The following is a 17740-nucleotide window of genomic DNA, read 5'->3' as shown; positions in this document are numbered from 1 at the left end:
GAATGGGGACGAACCAACCCGACCGGTGGGAGGCGCATAATGGCCAGCTACAGGGGGAGTTGTGCTCGATATACGGTCTTTTACACCTCGAGCGCCCCCTTTGCACGATAAGCTGAGGCCATGCGTGTTTTGTTTGTCGGTGATGTTTTCGGTGAGCCGGGCTTGCGGGCGGTGGCGATGCACCTGCCCGACCTGCGCCCCCACTACGACATAGTGATTGTAAACGGAGAGAATGCCCACCACGGCAAGGGGCTGTCTAAGCCCGCCTACAAAAAACTGCGGGAGGCTGGGGCCGATCTCATCACCCTGGGTAACCACGCCTGGGATCACAAGGACATATACGAACTGATCAAGACCGAACCCATCATTCGCGCCCTCAACTATCCGCCCGGCACCCCTGGTCAAGGGCACTGGGTGCTGGAAGTGGGGGGAGAGCAACTGCTGGTGATGCAGGTGATGGGGCAGGTAGACATGGGCCTGAACCTGTACGACCCTTTTCGCACCACCGAGGCCTTACTGACCGAGGTGCCGCACGATTATGCTCTGCTCGAGGTACACGCCGAGGCCACCAGCGAGAAGTACGCCCTGGGGCATTACCTGGGCGGCAAGGTATCGGCCCTGCTGGGCACGCACACCCACGTCCAGACTGCCGATGCGGGCTTTCTAGCCAACGGAACCGCCATTCAGTGCGATGTGGGCATGACCGGCCCCATTCACTCGATTATTGGCGGTGAGATCGAAAGCTTTCTAGGGCGCTTCATCACCCAGCGGCCCACCCCCTTCAAAGCGGCTTCGGGCAGGGCCATGTTCTGTGCGACAGAACTCGTATTGGAGGGCGGTAAGTGTGTGCAAATCCGGCCCATGCGGTGGGAGGAGCCGGAGTAAGAGCGGCTTTCACGAAGACCCGGTGTGGCTTGACTGTGCAAGGTGGGCCACGTGACAAATGACGTTTTCTACAGGCGGCTGTCAGAATCAATCAGGGTTTGGCAGGGTCTGGTCAGGATCAAAAGTTGAAAAGACTCCTCCAATGGCCCCGGTAAGCGGCTTTTGAGGCCCGGATTGTCAGGCGAGCACGGGGGCTTGTTGGGCTGGAATGTAGCGCTTACTACATAAAGCCTGAAGTTTCAGCTTATTGTATCTTCATGCATTTACTGGTTCAGTGGTCAGACCAATAAGAGGGGTTGACTCTTTTATGATGCGCCCTGCCCGAATTCCCGAGAAGCTGGCCAAAGACCTCGAGCAACTGCTCCAGGACGGCGTATGGCGGCCCGGCGACCAACTGCCGGGGGAGCGCGACCTGGCCAGCCGCTTTGGCGTGAGTCGTTCGTCGGTGCGGGAGGCTTTACGAATTCTGGAGCTCCACGGCTGGGTAGATATTCGCCAGGGAGACGGGACGCGGGTGGCTCACCCCTCGGAGAGCTTTGGCCGACGCCTGCGCTCGAGGCTGCACGAGGAAGATTTCATCGCCGAGCTGTTTGAAGTGCGGCGAATCCTGGAGCCGGCGGTGGCTGCTTTAGCGGCAGAGCGAAGCGATACCGAAGGTATCCAACGCCTTGAAGAACTGCTATCCCAGCAGCAATCGGCAACCGCCGACCTGTACCGGTTTGTAGAGCTGGATCTGGACTTCCACAAGACCCTGGCCGAGATGAGCCAGAATGCCGTATTGAGCGAGATTGTGGTCTTATTGGCGGCGGAGCTGCGCCAGACCCGTATGACCGCCACAGCCAAGCGCTTCCGCCCACAATCCACCCTCGACGAACACCGCAAGATCCTCGAGGCCATTCGGGCTTCCGACCCCGAGGCAGCCCGTAAAGCCATGCTGGCACACCTGAGTACCGTTGAACGCTCGGCAAAAACCAAGGAGGTAGGCAGATGAAACAGTGGTTGGCAGCAGTTGTTCTTTGGAGCCTGGGGGGTCTGGGGCTGGCCCAGACTGTCACGGTGGGGTTGGACGCCGATCCACCCAACCTCGACCCCCTGCTTTCTTCGGCACTGGTAGATCGGCAGGTGCACAACCAGATTTACGACAAACTGGTAGACCTGGACGAAAACCTGCGCATCGTGCCCATGCTGGCCACAAGCTGGCGGGTGGAGGAAAACGGAACGGTGTATGTGTTCACCTTGCGCCAGGGGGTCAAGTTCCACGATGGCACCGACTTTAACGCCGAGGCGGTCAAGTTCAACCTTGACCGCTACCGCAGCGCACCGGGTTCGCGCCGCTCGGGTGAGCTCTCGCTCATCACCAACGTGCAGGTAGTCAACCCCACCACCGTGCGGGTTACCCTGAAGGAGCCCTTTGCACCCTTCCTGGCCATCCTTTCCGACCGTTCGGGCATGATGGTCAGCCCGACCGCTGCTCAAAGACTGGGGGCAGAGTTTGGCAACAACCCGGTCGGCACCGGCCCCTTTAAGTTTGTGGAGCGTCGGCGGCAAGACCGTATTGTGCTGGCCCGCAACGAAAACTACTGGCAGCGGGGCTTCCCCCGCATCGAACAACTGGTCTATCGCCCCTTCCCCGACGATGATGTGCGGGTGGCCAACCTGCTTTCGGGCGCTGTGAACATCATCACCCCCGTAGCTGCCAAAGACCTGGCGGCCATTCGTAACAACCCCAACCTGACCGTCAACAACTTCCCCGGTATCGGCTACCAGGGTATCTGGCTCAACCACACCAAAGGCCCCTTCACCAACAAAGCCCTGCGGCAGGCGTTTGCCGCGACCATTGACCGCGATGTGGTAGACCGGGTGGTATTCCTGGGTACAGCCCTCCCCTCCAACGGGCCCTTCCCGCCCGGCACGCTGGCCTACGATAAAGGCATTGCAGTCCCTAAGCGCGACCTGGCTCTGGCCCGGCAGAAGCTGGCTGAAGGGAGTCGTCCGCAAGGGTTTAGCTTCACCCTGACCATCGCCCCTGGCCCGGTACTGGCCCAACTGGCCCAGGTCTACCAGGCCATGGCTGCCGAAGCGGGCATTCAGGTTCGCATCGAACAGGTGGAGTTTGGCACCCTGCTCGACCGGGCGGCCAAGCTGGAGCTCGAGGCCGTGGCGGTGGGCTGGAGTGGTCGCCCCGACCCCGACGGTAACATCTACGACTTTGTGCGCTGTAAAGCTGCCAACAACTACTCCGGCTACTGCAATGCTCGAGTGGATAACCTGCTGAACCGGGCCCGCACCGTGCGCTTGCCGGAAGCCCGCCGCGACCTGTACAGCCAGATCACCAAAATCATCCAGGAAGACCTGCCCTACATCTACGTGTACCACCCCCAGACCACCATCGGCCTGAGCCGCCGCCTGAGCGGAATTCCGGTTATACCCGACGGCATCCTGCGTTTCCGCGGTGTGAGCCTGGGCGCTCAGTAGGAGTTAAGCGCGGTGTTCCTCTTCGTCCTGCGGCGCCTGGTTGGCGGTTTGCCCACCCTGCTACTGGTCACGGTGATGGTGTTTGCCCTGACCCGGGTTCTGCCGGGTGACCCTGCACGGCTGCTGCTGGGCGAGGAGGCCACGCCGGAGCTGGTGGCCCAGATACGAGAAGAGCTGGGGCTCAACCGGCCCATCCTGGTGCAGTATGCCGACTGGCTGTGGGGCCTGGTGCAGGGCGATTTGGGGCGTTCGATTCGGGGCAACGAACAAGTGGCCCCGATCATCTGGCAAAAACTGCCCACCACTCTCGAGCTCAGCTTTTTCTCGTTGCTGGTGGCCATCCTGATTGGCATTCCGGCGGGGGTGCTGGCCGCCTTGCGAAGAAACACCGCTGCCGATGCCAGCGTGACCGTGCTGGCCCTGTCGGGCATCTCGATTCCTAACTTTTTCCTGGGCATCCTGCTGATCTACTTGTTCAGCATCCGGCTGGCCTGGATTCCCCCTTCGGGCTATGTCGAACCCTGGGTAGACCTGCAAAAGAACCTGCTGCTGATGTTGATGCCTGCCATCACCCTGGGTACGGCGTTGGCCGGTGCGATTGCCCGCTTCACCCGCAACAGCATGTTGGAGGTGCTTTCGCAGGATTATGTACGCACCGCAAGAGCCAAGGGTCTGGAAGGCCGGGTGGTGGTCTACAAGCACGCCCTGCGCAACGCGGCCATTCCCGTCGTGACCGTGATTGGATTGCAACTGGGCGGTCTGCTGGGCGGGGCGGTGGTCACCGAGCAGGTTTTTTCAATTCCCGGCTTTGGGCGCTTGCTGGTGGACTCGGTCTTCAACCGCGACTTTCCGGTCTTGCAGGCAGTGGTGCTGATTTCGGCCCTGGCGGTGTTTCTGATTAACGTGCTGACCGACCTGCTGTACGCGGCCATTGACCCGCGCATCCGCTATCACTGAGATGAACAACCGCACCCTCCGAGCCTTTCTTGCCAACCGCCTGGCCATTGCCGGGGTGGTCATCTTGCTGCTGCTGGTGCTGGGGGCTACCTTCGCGCCCATCCTGGTACCCTATAGCCCCACCGCCACCGACTTCAGCGCCCTGCAACAGGGGCCTTCGGCCAAGCACTGGTTTGGCACCGACCAGCTAGGGCGGGACATCCTCTCGAGGGTTTTCTATGGGGCTCGAGTCTCGCTGGCGGCAGGTCTGGTCTCGGTGTTGATTGCGCTGGTGCTGGGGGGCCTGATTGGCCTGGTGGCAGGCTTTTACGGCGGGTGGATAGACGATGTGCTGATGCGCCTGACCGATGCCATGCTGGCCTTCCCCTTTCTGGTGCTGGCCATTGCCCTGGCCGCCGTCCTGGGGCCGAGCCTGCAAAACACCATGCTGGCCATTGGGGTGGTCACGACGCCGGTATTCGCCCGCCTCATCCGGGGGCAGGTGCTGTCCGAGCGCCCCCGCGACTACGTGCAGGCGGCGGTGGCTCTGGGCGGGGGCGATGGTCGCATCATAGTGCGGCACATGCTTCCCAACATCCTGGGACCGCTGATTGTGCAGGTGAGTTTGAGCACCGCCACGGCGGTTCTGGCCGAGGCTACGCTGTCTTTCCTGGGGCTGGGGGTACAGCCGCCCACCCCTTCGTGGGGCTCGATGCTCAACGATGCTCGAGGCTACCTCAGCCAGGCACCCCACATGGCCCTGTTCCCCGGTCTGGCCATTTTCCTGGCGGTGCTGGCCTTCAACCTGATAGGGGACGGCCTGCGCGATGCCTTCGACCCGCGCACGAAGAAGTAGGTGGGGCTGCCCAGGCCACGCCTGGGGGTATATCCCTCACGAAGCCCGTACTGTGGCATTGGCCTGGGCCAAGTCCGGTCTTTTGTAATCGGTGCACTTTTGCTCGAGGCATTCGCCCCGCTTTTGAGGCGGTTTGACAAACTCGGCTTGCGATCTAGAAAGGTCTTTCGTGATGAACCTCAACCAATATCCCTACCCCTCCCGGCGCAATGTGGTAGCCGGCAAGCGCGGCGCGGTGGCGACCAGCCAGCCCCAGGCCGCCCTGGCCGGTATGGAGATGCTCTTAGCCGGGGGCAACGCAGTGGACGCTGCGGTGGCGATGGCCATTGCCCTGACGGTGCTCGAGCCCACCGCCAACGGCATCGGCTCCGATGCCTTTGCTCTGATCCACGATGGCCAGAAGCTCCACGGTCTGAACGCCAATGGCATGAGTCCAGCAGGTCTGGATCTGGCCACTTTTGCCAGCAGTGGGCAGGTACCCACCCGGGGCTGGCTGCCGGTTACGGTGCCCGGCGCACCTTCGGCCTGGCGGGTGCTGCACGAAAAGTTTGGCCGGCTGCCCTTCGAGCAACTCTTTGCCCCGGCCATTCGCTATGCCGAGGAGGGCTTTGCCGTCACGCCCGAGACCGGGCGCACCTGGCCCCGCATCGAGGCCATCTATGGCCCCCTGAATGACCCCTGTTTCCAGCCGTTTAAAGAAGTGTTCATGCCGGGGGGTAGAGCCCCCCGACCCGGCGACATCTGGCACAGCCCGCGCCATGCCGAAACCCTGCGCGAGATTGCCCGCACCGGCGCCGAGAGTTTTTACCGGGGCAAGCTGGCCGCCCAGATAGCCGATTTTGCGGCGGCTACGGGCGGCTACATTACCCGGGCCGACCTGGCTGCTTACCGTTCGGAGTGGGTGGAGCCCCTCTCGGTGCGCTACCGGGGGCTGGAAGTGCACGAGATTCCTCCTGCCGGGCAGGGCATTGCCGCCCTGATGGCCCTGAAAATCCTGGAGGGCTTTGAACTGGGGCGGTATCCACGGGACTCGGTAGAGGGCTTTCACCTCCAGATTGAGGCCATGAAGCTGGCTTTTGCCGATGTGCAGAAGTACGTGGCCGACCCACGCTTCATGACCGTTTCGCCCGCCGAGTTGCTTTCTCCAGACTACCTGGCCCAGCGCCGCAGGCTAATCGGCGAGCGAGCCCTGCCAGTGCAGGCCGGTGCGCCCAAAGGGGGCACCGTGTATTTGGCCGCTGCCGATGGCGAGCTACAGGTTTCCCTGATTCAGTCCAACTACATGGGCTTTGGGGCGGGGATCGTGGTGGACGGCACCGGCATCTCGCTGCAAAACCGGGGGGCCTGTTTTGTGTTGGAAGAGGGGCACCCCAACCAGTACGCCCCTGCCAAGAAGCCCTTCCACACCATCATTCCTGGCTTCCTGACCCGCGATGGCAAGCCCCTGGGGCCTTTTGGCGTGATGGGGGGGCACATGCAACCCCAGGGCCACCTGCAGGTGGTGGTGAACCTGGAAGACTACAGTCTGAACCCCCAGGCGGCCCTGGACGCGCCCCGCTGGCAGTGGACGCGCAGCCAGCAGGTGGAACTCGAGCCCAGCCTACCCGCCCACCTGGTACACGGTCTCAAAGAGCGCGGTCACGAGGTGGTCTTGCAGAGCGAGTGGGCCTCTTTTGGCCGGGGTCAGATCATTCTGAAACCAAAAGACGCCTTCCTGGCGGCCACCGAGCCCCGCGCCGACGGCCTGGCCCTGGCCTGGTGAACTATCGCGTTTCCCACCAATACGACGCACACGGTGCGTCGTATTGTAGTCGGTACGGCAAAAACCGCCGTACCGACTATTCGTGGGAACCGCTCTACTCCTCCTCGAGCCGGAAGCCCACCAGAAGCGTCACCTGGTAGGTGTTCACGTAGCCATCGGTCAGGCTGCCGCGAATCTCCTTGACCTCGAACCAGTCCAGGTTCCTGAGGGTTTTGCGGGCCCGCGCCAGGGCGACCTTGATGGCGTCCTCGAGGCTCTCCGCACTGCTGCCAACCAGCTCCACTTTCTTGTAGACCTTGCTCATGGCTGACCTCCTGCGTTCCAAGGTTAGCGCCCCAAAGCGGGGATAAATGGCCTTTGTAGGTCTAAGGGTCGAGTCGGGGAGCCGTGCCGGGGAGGCGGAGCGTTTGTGTAAGGGATTAGCGGCTGTAGTGAACAATCCCGTCTTGCTCGAGCCTCTTTATCCTCCCTTCGGCCACCAGATACTCCAGGTGGGCCAGGGTTTCCGACCAGGCAAAACGCCTTTGGGCCAGGTTGAGGTTGCCGGGGAAAAGCTCGAGCGATACCTGCCAGCAGGTCTGCGGGGTGGGCTTTAGAAGATCCAGCAGATAGCCCAGCCGTTCGTGGTGGTGGGCTTTCAGCTCGGCGGCACGGCCTGCTACATCCAGGATAGGCCGGTAGTGCCCCGGTAAGGCCAGGGAGGCCCCCAGCGCGGTGGTTTTTTCCAGCGACTCAAAGTAGTGCTTCAGGGGGTTGGGGTAGGAGTAGGCCCAGATGCCGATATTGGGGGAGATGCGCTCCAGGATTTGATCCCCGGCCAGCAGCACCCCATCCGCCTCGCGCAGCAACATGGCATGGCCGTCGGCATGGCCGGGGGTCCAGACCACCCGGTAGGGTATACCTGCCAGTCGGAGGGTCTCGCCATCGCGGAAGGTCTGGGGGTTCTGCGCGGGGTGCACCCGGCTGCGGGTTTTGGTCATCTCCTGCCCCAGGTCGGCCAGGTACTCATCGGTAACGCCGTGTTGATGGAAGAGCGCCTGCCCCATCTGGTTCATGCGCTCGGGCTCGGTCCAGAAGACGTGGCCGCGCTCTAGCTCCACATCCAGCATCCACACCGTGGGGCCCTGAGCCTCGATAAGCCCGGCCAGGCCGTAGTGATCGGGGTGGTGATGGGTGACTATCAGGCGCTCGAGGTCGCCAAAGCCCAGCCCGTGTTCGCGCAGGGCCGCTTCCAGACCCGCCCGCGCTTCGGCGGTGTCCAGGGCACAGTCTACGAGCACCGGGCCGTCGGAAGAACCGGGGCCGGGCATCAGCAGGTAGCAGTTCACGTACTTGAAGGGGTAGGGGATGGGCACCGGAATGGCAAAAATGCCCGTTGCAACCTGGTGGGAGAGTTGAATGGCCCCTGCCATAGCAAGATTGTACCAAGTCAAACTTTTTTGCAAAGGTGCTCGGCCAATGCCAATGGTGTTCAGGCTCTTATCATTTGCCTGGGCATCGTCGCTTCAACCCCTCACCCGGCGACAGCGGTTACCGCCAGAATTGTTCTATTTGGCAAAAGGAGTACCAAACTAGCCGGTGCTGTCGCCACCCTCTCCCGCAAGGGGAGAGGGAAAGGGGAAAACGATAAAAGCCTGAATGGTGCTCGCATGGCTGGACACAGGGGGGGCAGGTCGTGGTACGATCAAATCCCGTGATAGTGAGGCGGCTCCACCGTACCGGTTGAGCGTTTGCAAAGGAGCTTTTAGGGCGCTGGACAGCGTCTGGCGCAAAACGGGAGTTTGTTATGAAATACATTTTTGTCACGGGCGGTGTGGTCAGCAGTTTGGGCAAGGGTATTCTCACCTCGAGCCTGGGAGCCATCCTGCGGGGGCGGGGCTACCGCGTGACCGCCATCAAGATTGACCCCTACGTCAACGTGGACGCAGGCACCATGAGGCCCTACGAACACGGCGAAGTGTTCGTTACCGGCGACGGTGCCGAGACCGACCTGGACATCGGCCACTACGAGCGCTTCCTCGATATAGACCTCTCCCGCGCCAACAACATCACCACCGGGCAGGTCTATCTCTCGGTCATTCAAAAAGAGCGGCGCGGGGAGTACCTCTCCCAGACCGTGCAGGTAATCCCGCACATCACCGACGAGATCAAAGACCGTATTCGCCGCACTGCCCAGGAGCAAAACGCCGAGATTGTGGTGGTGGAGGTAGGCGGTACGGTGGGCGACATCGAGAGCCTGCCCTTCCTGGAGGCCATCCGCCAGTTTCAGTTCGACGAGGACGACCAGGATTTGATGTACCTGCATTTGACGTTGGTGCCCTATCTGGTTGCGTCCGAGGAGTTCAAAACCAAACCCACCCAGCACTCGGTCTCCACCCTGCGCGGGGTGGGCATTCAGCCCGATGTTTTGGTGCTGCGTTCGGAAAAGATGGTGCCCGAGGATGTGCGCAGGAAGGTAGCCCTCTTTACCAACGTACATGCGGGTGAGGTTTTCAGTAGCCCCACCGTGCAGTACCTCTACGAGATGCCCCTGGTGCTGGAAGAGCAGGGCCTGGGCCGGGTGGTGGAGAAGAAGCTGGGCCTGGAGCCGATCCAGCCCAACCTGAGCTTCTGGCAGAATGCCGTGCGCAAGCTCAAACACCCCGCCGACGAGGTAACGGTGGCCTTTGTGGGCAAATATGTGAAGATGCCCGACGCCTACCTGAGCATTCTCGAGGGTTTTCGCCACGCGGGCATCGCCCATGACGCGCGGGTGAATGTGAAATGGGTCAATGCCGAAGACATCACCGACCTGGGCAAGGCCGCCGAACTCCTGGGCGATGTGGACGGCGTGCTGGTAGGGCCGGGGTTTGGCATCCGGGGGGTGGAGGGGAAAATTCTGGCCGCCCGCTATGCCCGCGAGAACCGGCTGCCCTACTTTGGTATCTGTCTGGGGTTGCAAATTGCGGTGATTGAATATGCCCGGAACGTGTTGGGCCTCGAGGGGGCCAACAGCACCGAGTTCGACCCCTACACCCCCTATCCGGTCATAGACCTGATGCCCGAGCAGTTGGAAGTTGAAGGCATGGGCGGCACCATGCGGCTGGGCAACTGGCCCATGCGCATCCACCCCGAGACCCTGCTCTATAAGCTCTATGGCAAGGAACTGGTCTACGAGCGGCACCGCCACCGCTACGAGGTGAACCCCGCGTATGTCCAGCGCCTGATCGAGAACGGTCTGACGGTCTCGGCGGTCACGCCGGGGGTGCAGGGGAGGGGCGAGGGGCTGGTAGAAGCCATCGAGCTACCCCAGCACCCCTTCTTTATCGGCCTGCAGGCCCACCCCGAACTCACCAGCCGCCCCATGCGGGTCTCGCCGCCTTTTAGCGGATTCATTGGTGCGGCCCTCGAGCGTAAAAGGAGGCCTACGCAGTCTGCCGACTCCCCAGCCTTATTGCGGTAGGCTCGCGCCTGACGGCCTCGAGCGCAAGACGAGGCCTACGCAGTTTACCGACGCTACACCCGCACGCAGTGGGCTCGCGCCTGACGGCCTCGAGCGCAAGACGAGGCCTACGCAGTTTACCGACGCTACACCCGCACGCAGTGGGCTCGCGCCTGACGGCCTCGAGCGCAAGCGCCAGACACTCTTCCAGCACGTTGAGCGTACTTCTTGATGTCGGGTCGTGCTCTTTCGTAGTTGAGCCCTGAGCGTTATTGCTGATTGGCAAAATGCCGTGCAGTGCGGCCAGAAAAGCCTCTGCCCTCGAGGGCAAACTGCAATGCGGTTTTGCGGGTGGTCTCGTCGAGCTCTCGCCCCAGGATATGGGCCACGGCTTCCAGGTAGAGCTGCTGATCGAAAGGGGGAAAGGTGAGCACCAGCCCAAAGCGGTCGGCCAGGGCCAGCTTGTCTTGCAGGGTGTCCCAGGAAGCGGGGTCGTTGGCATCGGGGTCGGGCCGATCCGACCAGTGCTGCGTCACCAGGTTGCGGCGATTGGAGGTCGCCACAACCAGCACGTTGGAGGGCCGCTCGTAGACGGCCCCTTCCAGCAGGGCCTTTAGTTTGTGAAACCGTTCGTCCTCGCTGGCAAAGGCCAGGTCGTCCAGATACAGAATGAACTTGTACGGCAAGGGGGCCAGCAGCTCCAGAAGGTTGGGTAGCTGCTCCAGCCCCTCCGAAAGCACCTCCACCAGCCGCAAGCCCTGGGCAGCGTAATGGGTTCGCAGGGCTTTGACCGAGGTGGACTTGCCGGAGCCTCTGGCCCCATACAGAAGCACCGGCACGGCAGGCTTTCCGGCCAGAAAACGCTCCACATTCACACGCAAGCTACGGATTTGCCGCTCGTAGCCCACCAGGTCATCAAAACGAACCGGGTCGGGCTGCTCGACGGCGTGCATCTGGCGGCTGTACAGGAAGGCCGTATGGTGGACATAAATACCGTAACCGTGGGTCTGATAAAGGTTTTGCAGGGCGGCGGGCGAACCCTCCAACAGTACCTTCAAGGCCGCGCTTTCGGCTCTGCTGGGCTCTCGGTTGCCAAAGTCCGAAAAGGGGTACTGCTTTTTGAGGCGCTCCACCTCCCGCCGTAGGTGCCCCAGCTCCTGGCTGATCCAGTCGGCCATTCCAGGGCTCAGGGGTTCGACGAGCAAGCGCCGGGCCAGGGTTTCGTCGGCCAGAATGCGCTGGCACAGTACCCAGGCCCAGGGCTCTCCCGCAGGGACTCGAGTGTGAAAGAGTTCTGCTAGGGGGGTGTCGTAGAGCGGGGGAAATAGCTGCATGGTCAGCTATTTTATCGTGAGGCCGCTACAGGAGCTTGTGATTTGTTCAGGGCGTGCCCAACAAGGGATTCGTGCTGCTCGAAGAATCTTGCCGAAATTACGAATCGAAGCGCACACAACCCGACTAGAGTTTAGGGTCGCGTATGGCCTGGCAATCAACTATGGGCTATGAGCTATGGACTATCTGCCTTCAGGCCTTGACATTGGCCTTGCTGGGGTTGGCAACCTCCATGGCTTCCTTACCGGAGGGGGAAGTGATGCGTTTGATGAAGATGTCCACCAGCTTGGGGTCGAGCTTTTTGCCGCGCAGCCGGTTCAGCTCTTCGATAATTTCGGCTGGTTTCCAGGCCCGCTTGTAGGGGCGGGGGCTGTAGAGCGCATCGAAGGTATCTACCACCGCAAAGATGCGGGCCAGAATAGGAATGTCCTGACCCTTGAGGCCGTCGGGGTAGCCGGTACCGTCCCAGTTTTCGTGGTGATAACGCACCACTTCCAGGGTTTCTTGCGGTAAGAAGGGTACCCTCGAGAGCATCTCCCAGCCCATGACCACGTGGCTTTTCATAATTTCCCATTCTTCCTCGTCGAGTTTGTCGGGCTTGCGGAGAATGTGATCGGAGATGGAGAGTTTGCCGATGTCGTGTAGGTAAGCCCCCCAACGAAGAAATTTGCGCATTGAAGGATCCAGGCCCAAGTCCTGGGCTAGTTGGTCGGCCCAGGCTACGACCCGCTTGGTATGGCCCTGGGTCTCGTGATCGCGGAATTCCAGAGCCAGACCCAAAGCCCGCAGCGTACCGTCGTAAGCATCCTCGAGGTGCTTGAGGGCTTCCATCTGCCCCAGTTGCGCCCCCATTACCCGCGCCAGCGAGTTGGCCATGGCCTTTTCGTCGGACTGGAAAGGCTTGTTACCCTCCCTGGCCAAGATCACCACCCCCAGGGGGCGCTTCTGCCGGGCCGAGACTGGAACTGCCGCCGTAGACCAGCCCGCGCTTTCAGGGATACCCTCGAGGTAGTTGCCTACAGTAAAACTATCGGTCAGAGAAGCGTGGGTGCTCAACTTTTGCTGCGGCAGGTGCCGCCCGCGGTAGCGCTCGAGGGCTCCCCTTGCGCTCACCACCACCGGCTTACCTTCGCGGAAGCGTACAAAAGCCAGGTGCGGGGCGATGTTCAGGTTGTGCAAGGCGGTCATGGCGCTTTCGGTTAACTCCAGGGGGTCGTTGGCGGTGCTGATGTTCAGGCTGCCTTCCTCGAGCAAGTGCATGAAGCGCAACGAGTCCTCGAGTTCCTTCTGCGAGCGCCGATCCCGTTCACGCAACCAGGCCACAAACCCCAGGGCTATCAGACCTGGAAGCATGGTAACCAGCAAACTATCTAAGCTCAGGCTGGACTTGGGGTACAGATGCTGCACAATCGTGTAGACAAATACCAGCGGTACCACCCAGCGCATGCTCCGGGGCCCGTCTTTCCAGACCCAGGGGATCAGAAAAAGAAAGCTAAAAGCCTGGTAGCTGTCGGGTAAGTAGAGGAACGAAACCCCGCCCCAGACAAGTAACGCCAGCAGACTTAGAAGGCTTTGGTTTTGTAATAGCTTGCGGTAGGAAACTCTCATAGCACGCTCGTTGCCCTCAATCTAGCACCGAGTGGGGAGTCTCGATAGGTTATTTGCCGACCCTCTGGCGTAAAGAGTCTTCCCGAATAGTTACAGTTCAGACCAGGTCATGAGCCGCATATCGCGCCTTTCACAGGCGTGGTCGCCCACGAAAACGCGGATGCGTCTGGGCCTAGCCGCAGGTTACGCACCCCCGCGTGGGCCGGGCCCGGCCCACGGGTGCTTGGGTTTCGAGTTTCACGGTGGTCACTGTTCTGTCCAGGGCAAAGCTCTGTTGAAGTTGGATGACGCAACATTAGTGAATGAGGTTTTAATCTCGCTTAAAACGAAAACCGGGGTTGTTCAAAGCCCCGGTTTTCTTCGTCCTGGACTTGGTGGGCTGTGCAGGAATCGAACCTGCAACCCACTGATTAAGAGAAGTTTTTGGAGAATAACAACTAGACACTTTTTATAACACTCAGCCCCATCAATACGGCGTTTTTCTTACTTTTTGCCACAATGGAATACATCCATATTGGGGTCAAAACTGGGGTCAATTGGGGTCAGAATTGGGGTCAAAACTCGAGGGGGCATAGCACTCCATGCAACCCAAAAACACATTTCTCCCCCCCCTTGGACTCTGCTCCACTTTGTGCTAACATAACGCTAATTTAGCCAAACTGCACCTCCACTCCGGTGGGGGTTTTCCATTTGGAGTGAATATGCCCCATCACACCCTTTCTCGAGGGCCACCCCAGAGAGCACCCCCCGCACCCCACGTGTGTGCGTGGGGTTTTCTTTTGCCTTATTTACCCAAGTCCCCTTCAAGCACCAAACACAAGGAAAAGCAAATGGAAAAACTCGTCTACAGCTTCAAAGAGGCGGCTATGGTGCTGGGAATCCACACCAATAGTCTCAGTAGGTATGTAAAGCATGGGCAAATCCGCGCTGTCAAACTCGGCAAACGGGTTTTGATTCCCAAGGCTGAAGTTGAGCGCCTGTTGGGCCTCGAGCCCAACAAGAACCCCGCCGGGGCTGGCGGGGAGCGCTAGGGGGTGGGCTGTGAATATCCCTGAGCCCATTCTACAGGACAGGGGGTTCTTCCTCGCCTACTTCCCCCACAACCAGCGGGCCACCGCCGCCAACTGCTTGCTCACGGCTGTGCGTCAGGGTTGTGCTGACCCTAACCAGGTGGTGGGATACGCCCTGGAGACTGCCCGCCGCCGTATGCGCTGGGGCTCGGAGGCTTTCCACACCCTGGTGTGGTTGGCGGAGTTCGACCCCGAGGCCCTCTTAGCCGGGGCCCGCTGGGCCTTGTGGTGGGAGTCGCTGCCCTTCGCCGAACGGCAACGAATCAAGCGGGAGCGGTCTGAAGAGGCCGTCACACGCTGGATGGAAACCCAGCCCCCTACCGAGAAGCAGCTGAGCTACCTGCGGATTCTGGGCTACACCGATGAGGTTGCGAACCGGCTCGAGGCTTCCCGCCTGATCGAGCGGCTGAAGGGGAGGCCCCATGTCTAAGCCCATCCTGGCTAACATCCCCTCCAGCCTGCGTACCCTGCCCCAGTGGGTGGTGTGGAGGTACGAGGAGCGCGACGGCAAACGCACCAAGCTTCCTTATCGCCCTCACCCCCACAAGCGAGCTAAGGCCAAAGCCAACGACCCCGCCACCTGGGGGATGCTCGAGGCCGCCCTCACCGCCCTGGAAACCCACAGGATGGAGGGGCTGGGGTTCGTGTTCGCCCAGGATGGCGGCATCGTCGGGGTTGATCTGGACTGGAAGGGTTACACCGAGGAGGGGGTTCCTCCCCAGGCCCAGGCCGTCATAGACCGGCTCAACAGCTACACCGAGTGGAGCCCCAGCCGGAAGGGGGCTCATATCCTCTTGAAGGGCTACCTGCTCCCCGGTGTGGGCAACCGGAAGGAGCTAGCCCCTGGAGTCGAGCTCGAGGTCTACGACCAGGGCCGCTACTTCACCGTGACGGGTGAGCGGTGGGAGGGGTATCCACAGGATTTGGAGGACAGGCAGGCCGAGCTCGAGGCCCTGCTCCTGGAGATCTTCCCGCCCAGGGTCAAGCCCGCTGTTGCCCCCAGGCCCACCCTGCCCACAGACCTGGATGATGGCGCCCTGCTCGAGCGCATGTTCAGGTCTAAGAACGGGTCCAGGATCCGCGCCCTCTGGGAGGGGAACTGGGCCGGCTACCCCTCCCCGAGTGAAGCAGACCTGGCCCTGGCTGGAGACCTGATGTGGTGGTGTGGCAACGACCAGAGCCGGGCTGACGCGCTGTTCAGAAAATCCGGGCTCTACCGGGAGAAGTGGGACGCCAAGCGCTACGCCAACGGCAAGACCTACGGGGAAGTCACCCTCGAGCGGGCTTATGCCTCTGACCCTTACGACCCTCAGAAGGATTCAGAGCCCCTCTGTCCCCTCGATGGCCGCGCCGGTGGGGGGCTGGTGTTGGAGAAACCGCGCTACCGCATCCACAGAGCGGTGATTGAGCACGGCAAGGTGGAGCGCGGTGAGAAACCCGAGGTGACCTATTACCCGCTGGCCAACTTCGCCGCTGTCATCACGCGGGAGATTCGCCGGTCTGATGGCCTCGAGGCCGAACTGTGGTTCGAGCTCCAGGGCTACGCGGGAGCCCAGCCCCTGCCCCCCGCACGGGTGAAGGCTGCAGAGTTTTCCGCCTTGAACTGGGTCACAAGGGAGTGGGGCTCCCAGGCTGTGGTGACCCCAGGGCAAGGGGCCAAAGACCATCTCAGGGCTGCCATTCAATACCTGTCTACCCCTCACCGGGCCACCGTCTATGCCCACACCGGATGGGTGCGGCTGGGGGAGCGCTGGGTCTATCTGCACGCGACTGGGGGCATTACCTCAGATGGAGCGGTGGAGGGCCTCGAGGTTGACCTGCCCCCTGCCCTCTCCAGCTTCACCCTGCCTCCTGCCCAGGGAGACGCTCGAGCCCTGCTCAGCCTGCTGGACGCTGCCCCTCGAGGGCTGACCTGGCCGCTGCTCCTGTACGCCCTGGCCGCGCCCATCAATCACCCTGAAGGGAGTCTGTACCTGGCCGGCCCCACCGGGGCTGGGAAAACTACCCTGGCCCTGCTCTTTCAATCCCTGTGGGGGCATGCCGGGGCTCCCCCGGCTTCCTGGGAGGCTACCGCGAACAGTTTGGAAGGGTTGGCATTCACCGCCAAAGACGCCTTGCTGCTGCTAGACGACTACGCTCCTACGGGGCATGAGGGGAAGCAGAAGGAACTTCAGGCCAAAGCCGCCCGCCTGTTGAGAAGTCAGGGCAACAGCACTGGAAGGCTCAGGATGAGGGCTGATGGAGGGTTGCGCCCTGACCACCCCCCACGTGGGAGTTTGCTTGTCACCGGGGAGGACTTACCCCCAGGCCACAGTGTGAGGGCAAGGGTGCTGGTGCTCGAGTTGCGCCGGGGTGAACTCGACTACACCGTGACCACAGAGCTTCAACGCGCTGCACGGCAAGGGGTGCTGGCTTCCGCGCTCACCGGCTGGATTCGCTGGCTGGCTGGGAGGTTGGATGAGGTGCGTGACCGGGTGCTCCAGCACCGGGGCGAGCTCCGGGCTTTGTACCCCTCTGCCCACGGAAGGACGACCGACGCGGTGGCCCGCCTTCACGCCGTGTGGAAGGTGGTACGGGAGTACCTGGCCCACAGCTTGAGCGAGGATGAGCTCGAGGCCCTCGAGGCTGAAGTCTGTACCGCCCTGGCCCAGGTAGCCCAGGCCCAGGCTGATTACCAACGTGACGCCGATCCAACCGAGCGCTTCATCCCGCTGCTCCTGGGGCTGTTGGAGAGCAAGCGGGCACACCTAGCCAGTGTGGACGAGCCCACCGAACCGCCTTCCCACCCCGAGCGCTGGGGGTGGACGTGGCAGGAGAACCTGAGCGGTCATCCCGATGCTCCCTCAGGCCGGTGGATGGCCCAGGGGCCACAGGTGGGGTGGCTAAACGGTGAAGACGTGCTGCTCAACCCCGAGGCCGCCTATGCCGCCCTCAACCGGCTGGCATCCGATGCCGGGGAACCCCTCCCAACCCCTCGCACCCTGTGGAAGCGGCTGGGGGAGCGGGGCATCATCCGAACCCAGGTAGAGGCTGGGGAGGTTCGCTACCTCGTCCGGGCTCGTATTGGGGGGCAACTCCACCGAGTGGCGTATGTCCTAGGGTCTTATATCGCAAAAACCGGGAACACCGGGAACAAGGCAGAAAACGCCGTCCGGGACGGCGAAAAACCTGTTCCCGGAAATCTAGCTGTTCCCGGTAATTTCCGGGAACAGGCCCAGCCCCCCACCACCCCCGAGGAAGTGTTCCCGGAAGCTTCCGGGAACAAAACAAAAACCGGGAACAACCAAAACGCTGTCCAGGACAGGGAAAAACCCTCTGTTCCCGGTGTTCCCGGTTCTGGAGATATAGGGGCCTATAGGTGTGAGGAGGAGGAAGACATCCTCGAGCTCTGATGA

General features: G+C 61.7%; 14 protein-coding genes and 1 tRNA gene. 10 read left to right on the top strand and 5 right to left on the bottom strand.

The features are described from left to right. The first annotated feature begins 120 nt into the window (after window positions 1–120). The 6 genes from J3L12_RS06805 (at window position 121) to J3L12_RS06780 (ending at window position 6914) form a co-directional block, all read left to right on the top strand. On the top strand, window positions 121–885 hold the full coding sequence (locus tag J3L12_RS06805; RefSeq protein ID WP_208014290.1) for a TIGR00282 family metallophosphoesterase: 765 nt from the start codon (window positions 121–123) through the stop codon (window positions 883–885). A gap of 307 nt (window positions 886–1192) precedes the next feature. Then, the gene (locus tag J3L12_RS06800) at window positions 1193–1876 is read left to right on the top strand and encodes a FadR/GntR family transcriptional regulator (protein WP_208014289.1); all 684 of its coding nucleotides are present in this window, start codon (window positions 1193–1195) and stop codon (window positions 1874–1876) included. Further along, a complete protein-coding gene (locus tag J3L12_RS06795; RefSeq protein WP_208014288.1) occupies window positions 1873–3360 on the top strand; it encodes an ABC transporter substrate-binding protein in 1488 nt (495 codons plus the stop codon). Before J3L12_RS06800 ends, J3L12_RS06795 begins: the two co-directional genes overlap by 4 nt. Window positions 3361–3372: 12 nt before the next feature. After that, window positions 3373–4317 carry an ABC transporter permease gene (locus J3L12_RS06790; protein WP_208014287.1) on the top strand — a complete coding sequence of 315 codons (945 nt, stop codon included), beginning with the start codon at window positions 3373–3375 and terminating at the stop codon, window positions 4315–4317. Between the two features lies 1 nt (window position 4318). Beyond that, on the top strand, window positions 4319–5152 hold the full coding sequence (locus J3L12_RS06785) for an ABC transporter permease (protein WP_208014286.1): 834 nt from the start codon (window positions 4319–4321) through the stop codon (window positions 5150–5152). 172 nt (window positions 5153–5324) lie between these two features. Beyond that, the gene (locus J3L12_RS06780) at window positions 5325–6914 is read left to right on the top strand and encodes a gamma-glutamyltransferase family protein (protein ID WP_208014285.1); all 1590 of its coding nucleotides are present in this window, start codon (window positions 5325–5327) and stop codon (window positions 6912–6914) included. Window positions 6915–7008: 94 nt separating this feature from the next. Here the strand turns inward: J3L12_RS06780 and J3L12_RS06775 are convergent, their stop codons facing one another. Next, a complete protein-coding gene (locus tag J3L12_RS06775; RefSeq protein ID WP_208014284.1) occupies window positions 7009–7218 on the bottom strand; it encodes a dodecin in 210 nt (69 codons plus the stop codon). Window positions 7219–7333: 115 nt separating this feature from the next. After that, window positions 7334–8326 carry an MBL fold metallo-hydrolase gene (locus J3L12_RS06770; RefSeq protein ID WP_208014283.1) on the bottom strand — a complete coding sequence of 331 codons (993 nt, stop codon included), beginning with the start codon at window positions 8324–8326 and terminating at the stop codon, window positions 7334–7336. A gap of 374 nt (window positions 8327–8700) precedes the next feature. On the opposite strand from J3L12_RS06770, the gene J3L12_RS06765 reads away from it, so the two are divergent. Further along, complete coding sequence (locus J3L12_RS06765) at window positions 8701–10356, top strand: CTP synthase (protein ID WP_208014282.1); 1656 nt, start codon at window positions 8701–8703, stop codon at window positions 10354–10356. Between the two features lie 248 nt (window positions 10357–10604). On the opposite strand, the gene J3L12_RS06760 is transcribed toward J3L12_RS06765, so the two are convergent. The 3 genes from J3L12_RS06760 to J3L12_RS06750 form a co-directional block, all read right to left on the bottom strand. Beyond that, window positions 10605–11669 carry an ATP-binding protein gene (locus J3L12_RS06760; RefSeq protein WP_208014281.1) on the bottom strand — a complete coding sequence of 355 codons (1065 nt, stop codon included), beginning with the start codon at window positions 11667–11669 and terminating at the stop codon, window positions 10605–10607. A gap of 190 nt (window positions 11670–11859) precedes the next feature. Continuing rightward, on the bottom strand, window positions 11860–13275 hold the full coding sequence (locus tag J3L12_RS06755) for an HD-GYP domain-containing protein (RefSeq protein ID WP_208014280.1): 1416 nt from the start codon (window positions 13273–13275) through the stop codon (window positions 11860–11862). Window positions 13276–13647: 372 nt separating this feature from the next. Then, window positions 13648–13739, bottom strand: a tRNA-OTHER gene (locus J3L12_RS06750). Window positions 13740–14105: 366 nt separating this feature from the next. On the opposite strand from J3L12_RS06750, the gene J3L12_RS06745 reads away from it, so the two are divergent. Genes J3L12_RS06745 through J3L12_RS06735 form a run of 3 tightly spaced genes read left to right on the top strand, consistent with a single transcriptional unit; the run spans window position 14106 to window position 17737 of the window. Further along, window positions 14106–14306, top strand: coding sequence for a helix-turn-helix domain-containing protein (locus J3L12_RS06745; protein ID WP_208014279.1), 201 nt, complete (start codon window positions 14106–14108; stop codon window positions 14304–14306). A 10-nt stretch (window positions 14307–14316) separates the two neighbouring features. After that, window positions 14317–14775, top strand: coding sequence for a hypothetical protein (locus J3L12_RS06740; protein ID WP_243455012.1), 459 nt, complete (start codon window positions 14317–14319; stop codon window positions 14773–14775). Beyond that, the gene (locus J3L12_RS06735) at window positions 14768–17737 is read left to right on the top strand and encodes a DUF927 domain-containing protein (RefSeq protein WP_243455011.1); all 2970 of its coding nucleotides are present in this window, start codon (window positions 14768–14770) and stop codon (window positions 17735–17737) included. Before J3L12_RS06740 ends, J3L12_RS06735 begins: the two co-directional genes overlap by 8 nt. Window positions 17738–17740: the final 3 nt, after the last annotated feature.

Source organism: Meiothermus sp. CFH 77666 (assembly GCF_017497985.1).
In the GTDB taxonomy this organism is placed as follows: domain Bacteria; phylum Deinococcota; class Deinococci; order Deinococcales; family Thermaceae; genus Meiothermus.
The sequence above is the reverse complement of the archived record's forward strand: the minus strand, read 5'-3'. Positions and strand labels throughout refer to the sequence as shown.

Coding starts and splice junctions, on each gene's coding strand:
- J3L12_RS06775 (WP_208014284.1), bottom strand. CDS start 7,218: ATGAGCAAGGTCTACAAGAAAGTGGAGCTGGTTGGCAGCAGTGCGGAG.
- J3L12_RS06745 (WP_208014279.1), top strand. CDS start 14,106: ATGGAAAAACTCGTCTACAGCTTCAAAGAGGCGGCTATGGTGCTGGGA.
- J3L12_RS06795 (WP_208014288.1), top strand. CDS start 1,873: ATGAAACAGTGGTTGGCAGCAGTTGTTCTTTGGAGCCTGGGGGGTCTG.
- J3L12_RS06805 (WP_208014290.1), top strand. CDS start 121: ATGCGTGTTTTGTTTGTCGGTGATGTTTTCGGTGAGCCGGGCTTGCGG.
- J3L12_RS06800 (WP_208014289.1), top strand. CDS start 1,193: ATGATGCGCCCTGCCCGAATTCCCGAGAAGCTGGCCAAAGACCTCGAG.
- J3L12_RS06755 (WP_208014280.1), bottom strand. CDS start 13,275: ATGAGAGTTTCCTACCGCAAGCTATTACAAAACCAAAGCCTTCTAAGT.
- J3L12_RS06765 (WP_208014282.1), top strand. CDS start 8,701: ATGAAATACATTTTTGTCACGGGCGGTGTGGTCAGCAGTTTGGGCAAG.
- J3L12_RS06760 (WP_208014281.1), bottom strand. CDS start 11,669: ATGCAGCTATTTCCCCCGCTCTACGACACCCCCCTAGCAGAACTCTTT.
- J3L12_RS06735 (WP_243455011.1), top strand. CDS start 14,768: ATGTCTAAGCCCATCCTGGCTAACATCCCCTCCAGCCTGCGTACCCTG.
- J3L12_RS06780 (WP_208014285.1), top strand. CDS start 5,325: ATGAACCTCAACCAATATCCCTACCCCTCCCGGCGCAATGTGGTAGCC.
- J3L12_RS06785 (WP_208014286.1), top strand. CDS start 4,319: ATGAACAACCGCACCCTCCGAGCCTTTCTTGCCAACCGCCTGGCCATT.
- J3L12_RS06770 (WP_208014283.1), bottom strand. CDS start 8,326: ATGGCAGGGGCCATTCAACTCTCCCACCAGGTTGCAACGGGCATTTTT.